Origin of the sequence: Streptomyces sp. NPDC059861, from assembly GCF_042731435.1 — a bacterium.
In the GTDB taxonomy this organism is placed as follows: Bacteria; Actinomycetota; Actinomycetes; order Streptomycetales; family Streptomycetaceae; genus Streptomyces.
The window spans coordinates 143,728-159,022 of sequence record NZ_JBHWJQ010000012.1 but is presented as its reverse complement, the minus strand read 5'-3'; the positions used below and the strand labels follow the sequence as shown (position 1 = coordinate 159,022).

Here is a 15,295-nt window from a genome sequence, read left to right as displayed (position 1 = left end):
TTCCCCACCCCCACCACTGCCTCAGGAGTCCTTGATGCAGCAGAAAGCCGATCACCAGGTTTCCGTCCTCGTCGTGGGCGGCTCTCTGGTGGGCCTGTCCCTCTCCCTCTTCCTGGGCCGTCTGGGCGTGCGTCACATGCTCGTCGAGCGGCACGCCGGGACCTCGATCCACCCCCGCGGCCGCGGCAACAACGTGCGGACCATGGAGCTTTACCGGGTTGCCGGCGTCGAGCCGGACATCAGGACGGCGGCCTCCCTCCTCGCGGAGAACCACGGCATCATGCAGACCCCGACGCTCGTCGGGGACGCCGGCGAATGGCTGTTCAAGGAGATCGACCCGGGCGGCGGCCTCGCGAAGTTCAGCCCTTCGGGGTGGTGCCTGTGCAGCCAGAACGACCTGGAGCCGGTGCTCAGGAGGAACGCCGAGGCGCTCGGCGGCGACCTGAGGTACTTCCACGACCTGGAGTCGTTCGAGCAGGATGCCGAAGGGGTGACGGCGTACGTCCGTGACCGCGACAGCGACGAGCTGTACACCGTCCGCGCGGACTACCTGGTCGCGGCCGACGGCCCGCGCAGCCCCGTCAGAAACCGGCTCGGCATCGGGCAGAGCGGCCCGGGCGACCTCTTCGCCAACGTGAGCATCACCTTCCGGTCCAAGCTGCTCGCCGGCATCGTCGGCGACCGGCGCTTCATCTGCTGCTACCTCACGAACCCCGAGGCGGACGGCGCGCTGCTGCCCATCGACAACAAGGAGAACTGGGTCTTCCACGCCCCCTGGCACCCGGAACACGGCGAAACGCTGGAGGAGTTCACCGAGGAGCGGCTCCAGCGGCACATCAGGCAGGCGGTCGGCGCGCCCGACCTCGACGTGGAAATCACCGGAAGGGCGTCCTGGCGTGCGGCCGAACGGGTCGCCGACCGGTACGCCCACGACCGGGTCTTCCTCGCCGGCGACTCCGCCCACGAGATGTCCCCGACCGGCGCGTTCGGCTCCAACACCGGTATCCAGGACGCCCACAACCTGGCCTGGAAGCTGTCGGCCGTCCTCGAAGGCTGGGCCGGCCCCGGGCTGCTGGAGACCTACGACGCCGAGCGCCGGCCGGTCGCCATGGCCACCAGCGCCCGCGCCTCGACCCGCTCGGTGGAGCACAGCCACCCCGGCTTCGCCCCGGCCCCCGGCGTCGGTGGCGGCAAGCGCGGCGGCATCCTCAACATCGTCCTCGCCTACCGCTACCCGGAGGGCGCCGTCGTGGGCGCCGACCCGACCGAGCCGGTCGTGCCCGAGGGGATGCGCCTGACCGCGGAGCCGGGCAGCCGGTCCCCGCACATGTGGCTGCGCCGTGCGGGCGAGCGGGTCTCCACGCTCGACCTGTACGAGCGGTCACTGGTGCTGTTGTGCGACGCCGGTTCCGGCGCGGGCCAGGCCTGGCACGCCGCCGCCCGGCGCATCGCCGACGCGGACGGCGTACGGCTGGACGCCCACCGGATCGGTGCCGGAGCCGACGCCGAGCTGGCGCTCGAGACGGAGGACGACGACTGGGCGGCGACGCACGGCACGTCGGCCGACGGGGCGGTGCTGGTGCGTCCCGACGGATTCGTGGCCTGGCGCGCGTCCACGGGCGCGGCGGACCCGGAGGCCGAACTGCGCCGGGTCCTGGCGACGGTCCTGCACGGCAACTGATCCCTTCCGGCCCGCCCGCACGACGAAGGCCACCCGCACCGACCGGTGCGGGTGGCCTTCTGCTTGTCGGACGGGTGAACCTCTCGCTTCCCGGACGGCCGGAGCGGGTGCCTGCCGCCCGTCAGGCAGCCGGATGCACGGGTGTCGGATGCCAGACGCCAGACGTCAGATTCGTACCTCGACCGTGCGTGCGACCCGGTCGTGCAGGCCGCGGCCGTCGCGGTCCCAGATCAGGGCGGGGACGGCAAGGCAGAGGAGGACCGTGCGCAGCAGCGCGCGGCCGGGGTGGGCGGTGCCCGTGTCGAGGGCGATCACGCGCACGCCGAAGAGGCGCTTGCCAGGGGTGATGCCGATCGTGCCGACGGTCAGGACGCTCATGACGAAGAAGATCAGCAGGGCCCAGTTGCCGGTCGCCTGGCCGTAGCCGTCCGTGATCAAGCTGTATGCGATCATGAGGCACAGACCCCAGTCGACGGCCAGCGCGCCGAGCCGCCGGCCCGGGCGGGCGATCGATCCCGGCCCCTGCTCCGGCAGGCCGAGCTGCTCGCCCCGGTAGCCGAAGTCCGCACCGGCGTCCTCCATGGCCGCGCGGGGGCCGGAGAGCCATGATCCGATTGCTTGCCTCTTGTCCACCCGACAAAGGTACTGCGCCCGGATTTGACCAAGGTACGCCGGGGTGGGTCCGGGTTACGGTGGAACAGAGCCGGTTAACTTCTGCGAAACAAATGGGTCACGCCCGAGAAATGACGCGTCCCTAGGGTCGGGTCAGCATGTGCCACCGCACTGGCCGCACGAACGAACTACCACCCCGGCGGGACGGTCGGGAGTAGGAGGAGCTGGATGTTCCAGAACGCCGACGAGGCCAAGAAGTTCATCGCCGACGAGGACGTCAAGTTCATCGACGTCCGCTTCTGCGACCTGCCGGGCGTCATGCAGCACTTCACGATTCCGGCTGCGGCGTTCGACGCGGAGGAGGAGCTGGCCTTCGACGGATCCTCGATCCGCGGTTTCCAGGCCATCCACGAGTCCGACATGGCGCTGCGCGCCGATCTGTCCACCGCTCGCGTGGACCCGTTCCGCCGGGACAAGACGGTCAACATCAACTTCTTCATCCACGACCCGATCACCGGTGAGCAGTACTCCCGTGACCCGCGGAACGTGGCGAAGAAGGCCGAGGCCTACCTCGCCTCCACCGGTATCGCCGACACCGCCTTCTTCGGCCCGGAGGCCGAGTTCTACGTCTTCGACAGCGTCCGTTTCAAGACGTCGGAGAACGAGTCCTTCTACCACATCGACTCCGAGGCGGGCGCCTGGAACACCGGCGCGCTGGAGGACAACCGCGGTTACAAGGTCCGCTACAAGGGCGGGTACTTCCCGACCCCGCCGGTCGACCACTTCGCGGACCTGCGTGCCGAGATCTCCCTGGAGCTGGACCGGGCCGGCCTCCAGGTCGAGCGCCAGCACCACGAGGTGGGCACCGCCGGCCAGGCCGAGATCAACTACAAGTTCAACACGCTGCTCGCCGCCGCCGACGACCTCCAGCTCTTCAAGTACATCGTGAAGAACGTCGCCTGGCGCAACGGCAAGACCGCGACCTTCATGCCGAAGCCGATCTTCGGTGACAACGGCTCGGGCATGCACGTCCACCAGTCGCTGTGGAGCAACGGCGACCCGCTGTTCTACGACGAGCAGGGCTACGCCGGCCTGTCGGACACCGCCCGCTACTACATCGGCGGCATCCTCAAGCACGCTCCGTCGCTGCTCGCGTTCACCAACCCGACGGTGAACTCGTACCACCGCCTGGTGCCGGGCTTCGAGGCGCCGGTCAACCTGGTGTACTCGCAGCGCAACCGCTCGGCAGCGATGCGTATCCCGATCACGGGCTCCAACCCGAAGGCCAAGCGCGTCGAGTTCCGCGCCCCGGACTCCTCGGGCAACCCGTACCTGGCCTTCTCGGCCCTGCTCCTCGCGGGTCTGGACGGCATCAAGAACAAGATCGAGCCGGCCGAGCCGATCGACAAGGACCTGTACGAGCTGGCTCCCGAGGAGCACGCGGGCGTCTCGCAGGTCCCGACCTCCCTCGGCGCCGTCCTCGACCGCCTCGAGGCCGACCACGAGTTCCTCCTCCAGGGCGACGTCTTCACCCCCGACCTGATCGAGACGTGGATCGACTACAAGCGCACGAACGAGATCGCCCCGCTGCAGCTGCGTCCGCACCCGCACGAGTTCGAGCTGTACTTCGACGTGTGACAGGCGCCGAAGCGGGCCGCACCCACGTGTGAGCTGCGCTGACGTGTGAGACGCGGTGAGGGCCGCCACCTGGAGTGCTCCAGGTGGCGGCCCTCGTCAGTTCGCCCCGGACGGGGCAGCCGCTACCGACTCAGCGGACCACGATCACGACGGGGCCACCGCCGTATCCGCCGTATCCGCCATAGCCGCCATAGCCGCCATAGCCGCCATAGCCGCCGAAGCCGAAGTTGTTGTAGTAGCCGAAACGGTCGTTACCCCAGCCGCCGCGGTCGCGCCAGTCGTCCCCGCCCCAGTTCGCGGGCACGTTGGTGGTCGGGGTGGCTGCCGAAGCCGTGCCGGCTGCGCCGATGGCGGCGCCACTGGCCATCAGCACGCCGATGGCGGACATCGCGAAGAGACGCCGTGCGCGTGGTGCGTTCATGGAAAAGCCTTCCTTCCATCCCAGCGTGCGGAGCACGAGCCGGACGGATGGCCGCAGCCGCCGTCGAGAAGGTACGGCGCGGTCGTCGGTGTCGTCGCCTGACTGAGAGGCGTACGTATCAGCCGCGGTCCGTGTGGCATGTGGGCTGTCGGTTGGTGAGCAGGGTGTCGCCGTGAGGCGCGTCCCGGAGAGCAGCTCCCTCTCCAGGCTAAGCCCGCCACCGATCACACGGCATCCTCAGGCGCAAGACGTACTGGGCCGACCGGGCGCCGCCGCGGCGGCGGCTTCTCGGACTTCCCCTGATCGCCGTCCACAGGGGATCATCGATCCGGTGACCGATGTTCGAGAGAGGTATACGGGGATGTCCGAACAGGACGGCACGGAGCGGGAGTTCGACCTCAGATGGGCGGACGACGCCGAACACAAGGAGCCCTCGGCGCGGGCCAGGATGCTCGCCGCGCGCTGGAAGAACAACCCACCCGCTCCGGTGCCGTTCCGGGCCGCCCCTGAGCACCTGACCCGCCGCCGGTCCTCGTGGGTGTCGACGGTCGTGGTGCTCGGGTGCGTGGTCGCGTTGATCGTCCTGCTGGGCTACATCAACTTCCGGGCCCCTTACTAGAGCGCCGCTGAGCCGAACGCGGGACGGCGGCGCCGACCGCGGGCGCGCCGCTGAACGAGGCCCTGGACCTGGCCGATGCCGGTACCTGGACCCGCCTCGATGCCCGTGTGCGCGCCGTGGGCCGGTACCGGCAAGTGGGTGGGTGGAGGTCTTTGCCGGGGGGAGGGGTGGGGGCGACCGCTTCTTGGTGTGTGCGGGTGCACACTGGCAGTGGGCCCAGGCGATTGCTGGGGTCGTAGTGCGGGGTGATGCACATGCAGAGCCGATTCCGGAGCGACCGAAAGCTGACCGTGCGGATGACGGTCACGCTGTTCCTGCTCGGATTGTTGTACGTGGCGTTCGTCGCCGCGTTGATCGTGTTGCTGAAGTCCTGGGTGCTGGTCGTGGTGGTCGCGGCGGCGCTGCTGGGCGCCCAGTACTGGTTCTCCGACCGGGTCGCGCTCTACGCGATGCACGGGCGGGTCGTGGAACGCGAGGAGTACCCGGAGCTGCACGGTGTGGTCGACCGGCTGTGCACGGTCGCGGACATGCCCAAGCCGGTGGTCGCCGTGTCCGGCATGGACATGCCGAACGCGTTCGCGACCGGGCGCAACCCCGACCACGCGGTGGTCTGCGTGACCACCGGGCTGCTGCGGCGGCTGGAGCCGGCGGAGCTGGAGGGAGTGCTCGCGCACGAGCTGTCGCACGTGGCGCACAAGGACGTCGCCGTGATCACGGTCGCTTCGTTCCTCGGCGTGATCGCGGGGCTGATCGTGCGGTTCGCCTTCTACTCGCAGCTCTTCGGCGGCGGACGGCGCGACCAGAACACCGCAGTGATCTTCCTGGGGATCATGGGCGTCTCGGCCGCGGTGTACGCGATCAGCTTCCTGCTGATCCGGGCACTGTCGCGGTACCGGGAGCTGGCCGCCGACCGCGCGGCGGCGCTGCTGACCGGGCGGCCCTCCGCGCTGGCGTCCGCGCTCACCAAGGTGACCGGTGACATCGCGCGGATCCCGACGAAGGACCTGCGGACCGCGCAGGCCTTCAACGCCTTCTACTTCACGCCGGCGCTCGGCCGTGGGCCGGATCTCACGCGGCTGTTCTCCACCCACCCGAGCCTGGAGCAGCGCCTCGAACAGCTGGGGCGGATCTCCGCCGAGCTGGGCGAGGCGGCGACCCCCGGAAAGACGTGACCATGGGCCTGCTGGACATCCTGCTCGGTCGTACGCAGCCGGTCGCACCCGATCTCGACCGGCTGTTCGCGCTGCCCTCGGCGGCGGTGACGCTGGAGGCGGCGGCCTCCTTCACGCCGACCGGGCACGGCGCGGTGTGCTTCGCGACCGTCGAGGGGGCCGCGTTCGACCAGACGCACCGGGAGGTACGGGCGCTGCTGGACGCGGACACCGAGCGGACCGGGCCGCCGGTCGAGCTGGAGCGGGACGCGTACGGGTACTCCTGGCTGGTGTCCCGCCGCGACCCCGGCGAGCTGCCGCAGCTCGTCAACGATCTGCACGCGGTGAACAGCTCCATGGAGATCAACGGCTTCGGCCCGCAGCTGCTGTGCTCACTGGCGGGCTTCCATGACGACGCCGGGCGACGGCTGGCACTGGTCTACCTCTACAAGCGCGGCACCTTCTACCCGTTCGCGCCGCTGCCCGACGGGGGACAGCGGCGCGACAGCGCGCTGGAGCTCCAGGTCAAGGCCGCGCTGGCCGGTGATCTGCGGATGGAGGAGGACCTGGGGCGCTGGTTCCCGGTGTGGGGCGCCCCGGGGCTCTGACCCCGAGCCCGGGGCCGGGCTACTTGCTGGTCCGCTCCCGCTGCTGACGGCGGGACTCCAGCGGCCGCTCCCGGCGGTAGCGGCGCTCCCACTTGGCCTGCTGGTCACGGCGGTCGCGGTAGGCCTTGTAGCTCGTGGGCGCGGGCCCGGGCGACGAGGGGGTCGTAGGGGCGGAGGTCTTCGTGGACGCGTCGCGCCCGTACTGCACGTAGAGGAACAGCACGGCGACGGCGGCCAGCCAGTAGAGGTGGTTGCCGAATCCCAGGACGACCAGGACGACCGTCCCGGAGAAGATGATGGTGCCCATGACGGGACTCCCCGGGATGTGTGTTCTGCGGTGCGACGAGCGTAGCGCCCGGGGCATGGGGGCCCGCATCTCCTTTTCCGTGTGCGGGCGTGTGCGGACGGGGCGCCGTGAGTGAATGGCGCCATGAACGCCCTCTCACACTTCGCGGCCGACCACGACGGCGAACGGCTCGGCGCGGTGGCCGGCGGTGATCCGGACGCCCCGGTGGCGGCCGTCGTCATGCACGGCGCGGGCCGCAGCGACAAGGAACGACTGCTGCCGCTGCTGGGCGAGTTCGTGGCGCGGGGCTGCCGGGGAGTCGCGTTCGACTTCTCCGGGCACGGCGAAAGCACGGGGGAGCTGCGGGAGTCGAGCCTGCGACGCCGGTTCGACCAGGCCGTGGCGGTGATCGACGCGCGGGTCCCGGCGGACCGGGCGCTGATCCTGGTCGGCTTCAGCATGAGCGGACAGACGGTGGCGGACCTCGCCGCGCACTACGGCGACCGGGTGACCGCACTGGGGCTGTGCGCGCCCGCCGTCTACGCGGCAGAGGCATGGGACGTGCCGTTCGGGACGGGCGACGGCCCCTTCAGCGCCCTCATCCGGCGGCCGGGCAGCTGGCGCGGGTCACCCGCGCTGGACGCGCTGCGGGCGTACCGGGGGCGCGCGGTGCTCGCCGTGCCCGGCACGGACGCGGTGATCCCGGCGGCGGTGACGGAGGCGGTTCAGGCCGCCCTGTCCTGCCGGGCCCGGTACACGCGCTTCGAACTGCCCGCAGCGGACCACTCGCTGGGGCTGTGGTTCCTTGCGCACGGGGACGACCGGCGGGCCTTCGTCACGGCGCTGCTGAGCGAGGGGAGCGGCGGCGTCGCAGGTGGGGGGCCGTTGTCGGTGGGGGTCGGCAGGATGGGTGACAGGGCCTCGTCGTGAGCGGCGAGAGCGGTGTCGGCGGTGCGAGCGGTGTGGGCGGAACGGGTGGAGGCCGGGATGGGTGCTGCGGGATTGCCGTACATCGGGGTGGCCGAGCGGCGGGCTCGGCTGGCGGTGCGGCACCGGCTGGCGGTGGGGGCGCGCGCCGGGCGGCCGGAGGAGGTCGCCGAGTCGCTGGTCGCACTGCACGGTTCGGATCCCGCGACCGTGTATCTGGCGGTGGGAGCGCGGCTCACCAAGGCGGCGAGGGCGGTCGCCGAGACCGAGCGGGCGCTGTACGCGGACCGGACGCTGGTGCGGATGCACGGCATGCGGCACACCGTGTTCGTGTTCCCGACGGAGCTGACCGCCGTGGTGCACGCCTCCACGGGGCTCGCGGTGGCGGCGCGGGAGCGGGCCTCACTGGTCAAGGACATGGCGACAGCGGGGGCGCCGGACGCGGCCTGGCTGAAGGAGGTCGAGGAGTCGACGCTCGCCCTGCTGGCGCGGCGCGGGGAGGCCACGGCGGCCGAGCTGGCGCGGGACGAGCCGCGGTTGCGGGAGCAGTTCGCGTACGCCGTCGGGAAGAGCTATGAGGGCGTCCACACGGTGTCGACGCGGCTGCTGCGGGTGCTGGGTGTGGAGGGCAAGGTCGTCCGGGGGCGGCCGCTCGGCTCCTGGACGTCGAGCCAGTTCCGCTGGGCCCTGGCACCCGAGCATCCCGAACTGGACGTCGCCGGGGCGCAGGCCGCGCTGCTGCGGCGTTGGCTGACGGCCTGCGGGCCCGCGACCGAGGTCGACCTCAAGTGGTGGACGGGGTGGCGGGTGACGGAGGTGCGCAGGGCGCTGGCCGCGATCGGGGCGCGTGAGGTGCGACTGGACGAGGGCACGGGGTACGTCGTCGAGGGCGACCTCGAGCCGGTGCCCGGGCCCGTCGAACCGTGGGCCGCGCTGCTCCCCGCCCTCGACCCCACGGCGATGGGCTGCCAGAACCGCGACTGGTTCCTCTCCCCGGAGCTGCGCCCCGCCCTCTTCGACCGCAGCGGCAACGTCGGGCCGACGGTGTGGTGGGACGGCCGCGTGGTGGGTGCCTGGGCCCAGCGGGCCGACGGCGAGATCGTCTGGCGGGTACTGGAGGAGATGGGCCTGGGCCGGGAGGCACTCGCGGCCGTCGAGCGCGAGGCGGAGCGGCTCCGGGAGTGGGTGGGTGGTACGCGGATCACGCCGCGCTTCCGGACGCCGGTGGAGCGGGAGTTGGCGGCGGGCTGAGGGGTCCGCGCCGGGCGCCTCATGAAGTCACTCCGGGCAGATCTGCGCCGGGTGCCGACGTGGATCTCGGCACCCGGCGCCATCGCTCACCGGCTCACCGCGTGTACCGCATCAGCGCCCGCACCATGTGACACGTCGTGTCCGACGGCGGGTGGACGCCGATGAGGTCCGCGGTGCTGCGGATCGTCTCGTTGCGCGCCTGGTTCGGCATGTACACCCCCGAATCGAGCAGCGCTATCGCAAGGCGCATGGCCTTGAGCCGGCGGTTGTGCGAGATGTACCAATCGCGCGGACGCCCCGGCGGCAACGGCCGCTTCTCCACGGGTGCGCAGGGAAGGTCGAGCGGGACGGGGCGCTTGGCGGTGGACTGGGTCGGCAGCGGCTTCGGCTTCAGTGCGGCAGCGGGCACGGGCATCCTCCTGTCGCGGTCAGGGCGCCGGCCGGACACCCCGGCGACACCCTCGAACACTGCTTCTAGTTTAGTGCCTGGCACTGACATCCAGGGCGTCCAGGACGTCCAGTAAATCGCCTGCTCAGAAGGCAAATTGCCGCCGTGTCACACATGGTCTGCGAGAGATGTGTGAGACGGCGGCAGATTCGAACAGAGCCCTCCAGCGGACACAGCACAGCCCCGGCCGAAAAGGGTTTCCGGTCCCCCGTCGGACGGGCTGCCAAGCGGCCTCGCGTGCCTGCGCGTAGCGGAGCACCTGCTCCGGCGCCGTGATCAGCTCTACGCCGGTCATTTCGTCGGCGTCGTCGAAATGCGGCAGAGCGACCACGCGCGCGTCGAACAGCCAGAAGTCCTCGCGCGGCAGTTGCAGCTCGTCGGCCTTGCTGCGGGACAGGACGCGGATGTCCTCGCCGGCGCCCGCGTTGCGCGGGCGTTGTCGAGGAGGTACCGCTGGCCCTCGGTGGCGGCACGTCGAGGATCCGGGCCCGCTCGAACCGCTTGCCCAGCGCGGCCTGCTCGCGACGCTCGCGGCACCACGGGTCGTCCTCGTCCCAGTCGACGCGGCCCTCGGTGAGGAACTGGCGGTAGGTGTCCTGCTGCTCGTCCCACGCGTAGCGGTGGCGGGTCTCCAGTCGCCATGCGGAGTGGTGTCCTGCAGAAGGGCTTCAGCGACGGTCTCGACGGCTGTCCGAAGGTTGCCGCTCGCGGCCAGCTTCAGCTCAGCCCACAGCGGGCTCTCCAGGTCCGCCTCCGGGGCCTTGGCGATGCGCTCCAGAAGCACGGACTCTGCGTCTTCATACAGGCGCCGTACCTCAGTCGCGAGGTCCTCGGCCGCAGCTGGGGAGATCGCCATGTCACCCCCGGCCGGACGGATCCCCTAGGACGGAGCGGGGATCGTCGTGGTCTTCGTCGGCGCAGGGTCTGTTACCAGGAGGCTTTCCGGACCTTCGGACTCAAGGATGTCCAGGAGCGGCTGAGCGCAGTCCATGCCCGGGTCACACTCTTCGGACGGTGGCTCCCCTCCTCCATCTCCTTCATGTCCTTCATAGACGAGGCCGGCGGACCAGCGGAGAGTGACGGGAGTTTCATCCACCGTGAACTTCGCAACCCACGTCTGCTTTCTGGCGTCAACCGTTGCTCGTTGCACTTTCCACGAAGCGGGCCCAGCCTCATTTTTCTCGGTCTTTTGCTGCTGGCCGAACGCGTAGACCGTCCACCCGTCTTCGGGCACTTCGTAGTCCCCGGCCAGGGTCACGATCACCTTGCTGGGTGCCTGCACGTGGGTGATCGAGTTGATATGGACTCTGGAAAGACTCGTCACTGCGGGGGATCGCGTGTTGTCGGTGGTTCCTGTATCGCTGCGCCTGCCGTCTCCGCCATCGGGCAGGATCGCGACGACGATTGCGACCGCTCCCGCCACCAGGGCCGCCAACAGCGTCTGCCACCCATGAGAGGCAGCAAGAATTTTCCGCGCCCGACTTACCTGCGGATTGTCCGATGAGCCCGGCGAGGAAGGTGGATCCGAGTTCGTTGGTGAGGGTGACATGTGGACCCCTTATCGGGCTGCACTATCAGAATCCCTCCGAATGTTGCCGGGTGCACCCTGGAGATCTTCTGCGCCGCTCATCATCGGATCAGAGACAGCCCGGCCGGACTCGCCGAGGATCGCGTCGACCTCCGTCTGAATGCGGTCCTCGTCAGCTCCAATGCCATTGGGCCTTCACTGATGCCGTCCTGGAGCTCCACCTGCGGCGGCTCCAGGTCGAGGTCAGACTCGCGGAAGCACGGCCAGCACAGCGAGGTACGCGGCGGTGGTGTCCGCGATGCCAGGCCGCCAGTACAGGCCCTTACGTCCGGCGGTGCCGAGGCTGCGTGGCGGAGTAGCCGGCCTGCCGGACGGCCTGCTCTACAAGGGCTTGGGATGAAGGTCACGCCCGCGCCCGGCTGCGTGAGTGGAAGGTACTCGGCGCCCGACGCGCGGGTGCCTGGCCCCTGACCACAAGGGCTTTCGGGGGTGCCGTGACACACGGGGAAGACGAGTTTCCCGGGCCGTTCGGCGGCGTACCGTGCCGGCATGGAAATCTGGATCAACCCCGCCTGCTCCAAATGCCGCAGCGCCGTGAGTCTGCTCGACGCCGAGGGTGCCGAGTACACCGTCCGCCGCTATCTGGAGGACGTACCGACCGAGGACGAGATCCGCGACGTGCTCGACCGGTTGGGGCTGGAGCCGTGGGACATCACGCGGACCCAGGAGGCCGTGGCCAAGGAGCTCGGGCTCAAGGAGTGGCCGCGTGAGGCCGGTTCGCGCGACCGCTGGGTCACCGCCCTCGCCGGGCATCCCGAGCTCATCCAGCGGCCCATCATCACCGCGGACGACGGCACGGCGGTCGTCGGCCGCACCGACGAGGCCGTACGGGACGCGCTCTCCCGCTGACCCCCGCCACTGGCCGCCGTCGCCAACTCCCCTGTGACGCAGGTTACTTCAACCTATTCCCGTAACCACTGAGTAACCCCGTTCGGCATCTCGTACATAGCGGCGTACGCTCCCCTACCTGCCAGGAGGCGCGCATGTCGCGCAGGAGAACTCTCAGCACGAAGAAGAAGCTGGCCCTGCTGGTCAGCGCGGCCACGGTGGCGGGCGGCGGCGCCTTCGTCATGGCGAGCACGTCGAACGCCTCGCAGTCCGCGGCGAACTCGACGGCCTGCCAGGGCTTCGCCACCGCCCTCGGCAACAACCAGCGGTTCATCGCGGATCAGCGGGCCGCACCGGACGCGCAGTCCGCGGCCCGGATCGCCAACCGCGAGGCCGTCATCGCCCAGATCCAGCTTCAGCAGAAGGCGGCCGGGTGCGAGGTTGGGGAGTCGGCTCAGGACTCCCAGGCCGCGCAGCCCGGCCAGCAGGGCAACGGCGCGGGTCAGGGTGCGGGCCAGGGGGCCGGACAGGCAGGCGGCGGCGCCCAGGAGTCCGCGCCGCCCGCCGACCCCGCCGCCCCGGGTGACGGCGCGGGCGCCGCCGCCGGGGAGCAGGTCTGCAACGGCTCCACCGTGACGCTCTCCGGTGAGGCCGGTGCCCCGGCCGCGTCGAGCAACCAGTTCCCGGCCGGTACGAAGCTGAAGGTCACCAATCTGGACAACAACAAGTCCACGACGGTGGAGGTCACCTCGGTCTCCGGCAGCTGTGTCCTGCTCAACAACGCGGCCTTCGAACAGGTCCGTGAGCCCGGCAAGTTCCTGATCCGCCGGGCCGTGATCGAGAAGGTGGGGTGAGGCGCGACAGCCCAGGTAACCGCTGAGGCGGCGGCCCGCTCAGGGTCGCCCCCCGCGTAGGTGTCACAGGTCCTGCCGCTCGCGGCCACGAGCGGCAGGACCGGCGCGTCCGCGGCGCATCGCATACGAGCCGATCGCGCGCACCCGGCGGGCCTCACACGATGAGGTGGGCCGCGGCACCGCCAGGTAACACGGGGTTCACAATCGGGCAATGATCGGGAAATCGCCTGTTGACAGGCTTCCGGACATGCAGAACGCGGCGCCCAGGTGCCGTAGCGCCGCACCACCCGCAAGCGCGCCCAGACCCACCCCGAAGGAAGTGGCCCGTGACCTTCAAGGCTGAGTACATCTGGATCGACGGCACGCAGCCGACGGCCAAGCTTCGTTCCAAGACGAAGATCATGGCGGACTCGGACAAGGGTGCCGGCGGCGCGGAGCTTGCGATCTGGGGCTTCGACGGGTCCTCCACGAACCAGGCCGAGGGCCACGCCTCGGACTGTGTGCTCAAGCCGGTCTTCTCCTGCCCCGACCCGATCCGCGGCGGCGACGACATCCTGGTGCTGTGCGAGGTCCTCAACACGGACATGACCCCGCACCCGTCGAACACCCGCGCGGCGCTCACCGAGGTCGCCCAGAAGTTCGCCGCGCAGGAGCCGATCTTCGGCATCGAGCAGGAGTACACCTTCTTCGACGGCGCCCGCCCGCTCGGCTTTCCCGAGGGCGGCTTCCCGGCCCCGCAGGGCGGCTACTACTGCGGTGTCGGCGCCGACGAGATCTTCGGCCGTGACATCGTCGAGGCCCACCTGGAGAACTGCCTGAAGGCGGGCCTGGGCCTGTCCGGCATCAACGCCGAGGTCATGCCCGGCCAGTGGGAGTTCCAGGTCGGCCCGCTGTCCCCGCTGGAGGTCTCCGACCAGCTGTGGGTGGCCCGCTGGCTGCTCTACCGCACCGCCGAGGACTTCGGCGTCTCCGCCACCCTCGACCCCAAGCCGGTCAAGGGCGACTGGAACGGCGCCGGTGCGCACACCAACTTCTCCACAAAGGCGATGCGCGAGACCTACGACGCGATCATCACCGCGTGCGAGTCGCTCGGCGAGGGCTCCAAGCCGCTCGACCACGTCAAGAACTACGGCGCCGGCATCGACGACCGGCTGACCGGCCTGCACGAGACCGCCCCGTGGGACAAGTACTCCTACGGCGTCTCCGACCGCGGCGCCTCGGTCCGTATCCCGTGGCAGGTGGAGAAGGACGGCAAGGGGTACATCGAGGACCGCCGCCCGAACGCCAACGTCGACCCCTACGTGGTGACCCGGCTGCTGGTCGACACCTGCTGCTCCGCCCTGGAGAAGGCCGGCCAGGTCTGATCCGTCCGCGCCTCCGTGGCGGCTCCGCCGCGGTCGCCTTCGCAGCTCCGTCAGGGGGCGCCCGCCGAACCGGTGGGCGCCCCCTGACGCGTTCCTGGGTACGGACCTCACGGATGCCGAGGAAGGGTCCGAGGGGTGGGAAGAGGGTCGGGTTCCCGGCGAGGGTCTGCTTCAATGGGATCCATGGTCGGCTTCCAGAAGTTCTCCGCGACGGGTCGCCATGACCTCGAGCCCTTCTGGCCCTCCCGTCAGCACCACGACTTCGACCGGGTGTGTTGCCGCGCGACGACCGCGCCGGCCGTCTGACGCCGTACACACCGGCCTTCGGCCAGCGCGACACGAGCACCTCCCCCTGACGGACCTCTCGCGCGAGAAGAGCTGACCTCCCATGGCGACCCCTGGTTCTGTGCCCCGTTCCGTGTCCCGTCCCCTCTCCCCCGCCCCGACCCCCGCTGCTCCGGCTCCCCGGGACTCCCGGCACCGGCTGCGAGCCGTCGACCCGGACGAGGTGAGAGGGGTCGCGGACCTCCTCCCGCCGGGCGCCACGTGGCTGCCCGCGCCGCAGGAGACACTGCCCTCCCTCCCGGGCCGGCCTCCGATGGTCGGGTACCTGGTGCTGGTCCCCGCCGACCAGCAGCCGCCCTTCCCACCGGTGCCGGTGACCGGCCCCGCGACAGCGGCGGACCTCATGGAGACCGGCACGGACACCGTCACCGCCCCCCTCATCCGTGTCGACCCCCAGCGCCGCACCGCCGAGGTGGCCGGGCGGGAACTCGACCTCACCTACCTGGAGTTCGAGCTGCTCGCCCACCTGGTGGCGCACCCGCACCGGGTGCACACCCGCGACCAGCTCGTCACCACGGTGTGGGGCTACGGGCACGTCGGCGACGGCCGCACGGTCGACGTCCACATCGCCCGCCTCCGCCGCAAGCTGGGCGCGGAACACCGGCGGGCGATCCTCACGGTCCGCCGGGTGGGCTACAAGTACGCGCCGCCGGCCCGGGGCTGACGGCCCGGCG

At 70.6% G+C, this 15,295-nt stretch carries 16 protein-coding genes and 1 pseudogene; 11 read left to right on the top strand and 6 right to left on the bottom strand.

Features of this window, described 5'->3' with window-relative positions; genetic code table 11:
* The first annotated feature begins 34 nt into the window (after positions 1 to 34).
* The gene (locus ACFV6X_RS13840; RefSeq protein WP_385382224.1) at positions 35 to 1,681 is read left to right on the top strand and encodes an FAD-dependent oxidoreductase; all 1,647 of its coding nucleotides are present in this window, start codon (positions 35 to 37) and stop codon (positions 1,679 to 1,681) included.
* Between the two features lie 165 nt (positions 1,682 to 1,846).
* Here ACFV6X_RS13840 and ACFV6X_RS13835 read toward each other — a convergent pair whose 3' ends face one another.
* The gene (locus ACFV6X_RS13835; RefSeq protein ID WP_365453629.1) at positions 1,847 to 2,314 is read right to left on the bottom strand and encodes an RDD family protein; all 468 of its coding nucleotides are present in this window, start codon (positions 2,312 to 2,314) and stop codon (positions 1,847 to 1,849) included.
* Between the two features lie 207 nt (positions 2,315 to 2,521).
* Here ACFV6X_RS13835 and glnA point away from each other — a divergent pair, with 207 nt between their 5' ends.
* Positions 2,522 to 3,931, top strand: a complete 1,410-nt coding sequence (glnA, locus tag ACFV6X_RS13830; protein ID WP_365453632.1) for a type I glutamate--ammonia ligase — start codon at positions 2,522 to 2,524, stop codon at positions 3,929 to 3,931.
* 130 nt (positions 3,932 to 4,061) lie between these two features.
* Here the strand turns inward: glnA and ACFV6X_RS13825 are convergent, their stop codons facing one another.
* Positions 4,062 to 4,352 (bottom strand): hypothetical protein, encoded by a 291-nt coding sequence (locus ACFV6X_RS13825; RefSeq protein WP_385382221.1) that lies wholly within the window; start codon positions 4,350 to 4,352, stop codon positions 4,062 to 4,064.
* A 361-nt stretch (positions 4,353 to 4,713) separates the two neighbouring features.
* Here ACFV6X_RS13825 and ACFV6X_RS13820 point away from each other — a divergent pair, with 361 nt between their 5' ends.
* From ACFV6X_RS13820 to ACFV6X_RS13810, 3 genes are all read left to right on the top strand, one after another.
* The gene (locus tag ACFV6X_RS13820) at positions 4,714 to 4,971 is read left to right on the top strand and encodes a hypothetical protein (protein ID WP_385382218.1); all 258 of its coding nucleotides are present in this window, start codon (positions 4,714 to 4,716) and stop codon (positions 4,969 to 4,971) included.
* A 254-nt stretch (positions 4,972 to 5,225) separates the two neighbouring features.
* Complete coding sequence (htpX, locus tag ACFV6X_RS13815; protein WP_385382215.1) at positions 5,226 to 6,143, top strand: zinc metalloprotease HtpX; 918 nt, start codon at positions 5,226 to 5,228, stop codon at positions 6,141 to 6,143.
* A gap of 2 nt (positions 6,144 to 6,145) precedes the next feature.
* Positions 6,146 to 6,730: a hypothetical protein gene (locus ACFV6X_RS13810; protein WP_385382212.1), complete on the top strand. Its 585-nt coding sequence runs from the start codon at positions 6,146 to 6,148 to the stop codon at positions 6,728 to 6,730.
* Between the two features lie 19 nt (positions 6,731 to 6,749).
* Here the strand turns inward: ACFV6X_RS13810 and ACFV6X_RS13805 are convergent, their stop codons facing one another.
* Complete coding sequence (locus ACFV6X_RS13805) at positions 6,750 to 7,037, bottom strand: hypothetical protein (protein ID WP_385382209.1); 288 nt, start codon at positions 7,035 to 7,037, stop codon at positions 6,750 to 6,752.
* 123 nt (positions 7,038 to 7,160) lie between these two features.
* Between ACFV6X_RS13805 and ACFV6X_RS13800 the strand changes: the two genes are divergently transcribed.
* Positions 7,161 to 7,946 carry an alpha/beta hydrolase gene (locus ACFV6X_RS13800; RefSeq protein ID WP_385382206.1) on the top strand — a complete coding sequence of 262 codons (786 nt, stop codon included), beginning with the start codon at positions 7,161 to 7,163 and terminating at the stop codon, positions 7,944 to 7,946.
* Positions 7,947 to 8,003: 57 nt separating this feature from the next.
* The gene (locus ACFV6X_RS13795) at positions 8,004 to 9,194 is read left to right on the top strand and encodes a winged helix DNA-binding domain-containing protein (RefSeq protein WP_385382203.1); all 1,191 of its coding nucleotides are present in this window, start codon (positions 8,004 to 8,006) and stop codon (positions 9,192 to 9,194) included.
* 94 nt (positions 9,195 to 9,288) lie between these two features.
* Here ACFV6X_RS13795 and ACFV6X_RS13790 read toward each other — a convergent pair whose 3' ends face one another.
* The 3 genes and pseudogenes from ACFV6X_RS13790 to ACFV6X_RS13780 all read right to left on the bottom strand — a co-directional run bounded on the left by ACFV6X_RS13790 (position 9,289) and on the right by ACFV6X_RS13780 (position 11,191).
* Positions 9,289 to 9,603 carry a hypothetical protein gene (locus ACFV6X_RS13790; protein ID WP_385382200.1) on the bottom strand — a complete coding sequence of 105 codons (315 nt, stop codon included), beginning with the start codon at positions 9,601 to 9,603 and terminating at the stop codon, positions 9,289 to 9,291.
* A 265-nt stretch (positions 9,604 to 9,868) separates the two neighbouring features.
* Positions 9,869 to 10,292 (bottom strand): annotated as a pseudogene (locus ACFV6X_RS13785) (DUF6879 family protein); the annotation flags it as partial.
* A gap of 230 nt (positions 10,293 to 10,522) precedes the next feature.
* The gene (locus tag ACFV6X_RS13780) at positions 10,523 to 11,191 is read right to left on the bottom strand and encodes a hypothetical protein (RefSeq protein WP_385382198.1); all 669 of its coding nucleotides are present in this window, start codon (positions 11,189 to 11,191) and stop codon (positions 10,523 to 10,525) included.
* 528 nt (positions 11,192 to 11,719) lie between these two features.
* On the opposite strand from ACFV6X_RS13780, the gene ACFV6X_RS13775 reads away from it, so the two are divergent.
* The 4 genes from ACFV6X_RS13775 (at position 11,720) to ACFV6X_RS13760 (ending at position 15,285) form a co-directional block, all read left to right on the top strand.
* Positions 11,720 to 12,079 (top strand): arsenate reductase family protein, encoded by a 360-nt coding sequence (locus tag ACFV6X_RS13775; RefSeq protein WP_385382195.1) that lies wholly within the window; start codon positions 11,720 to 11,722, stop codon positions 12,077 to 12,079.
* A gap of 134 nt (positions 12,080 to 12,213) precedes the next feature.
* Positions 12,214 to 12,912 (top strand): hypothetical protein, encoded by a 699-nt coding sequence (locus ACFV6X_RS13770; protein WP_385382192.1) that lies wholly within the window; start codon positions 12,214 to 12,216, stop codon positions 12,910 to 12,912.
* A 326-nt stretch (positions 12,913 to 13,238) separates the two neighbouring features.
* Positions 13,239 to 14,276: a glutamine synthetase gene (glnII, locus tag ACFV6X_RS13765; RefSeq protein ID WP_385382189.1), complete on the top strand. Its 1,038-nt coding sequence runs from the start codon at positions 13,239 to 13,241 to the stop codon at positions 14,274 to 14,276.
* Between the two features lie 388 nt (positions 14,277 to 14,664).
* The gene (locus ACFV6X_RS13760) at positions 14,665 to 15,285 is read left to right on the top strand and encodes a winged helix-turn-helix domain-containing protein (protein WP_385382186.1); all 621 of its coding nucleotides are present in this window, start codon (positions 14,665 to 14,667) and stop codon (positions 15,283 to 15,285) included.
* The last annotated feature ends 10 nt before the right edge of the window (positions 15,286 to 15,295 follow it).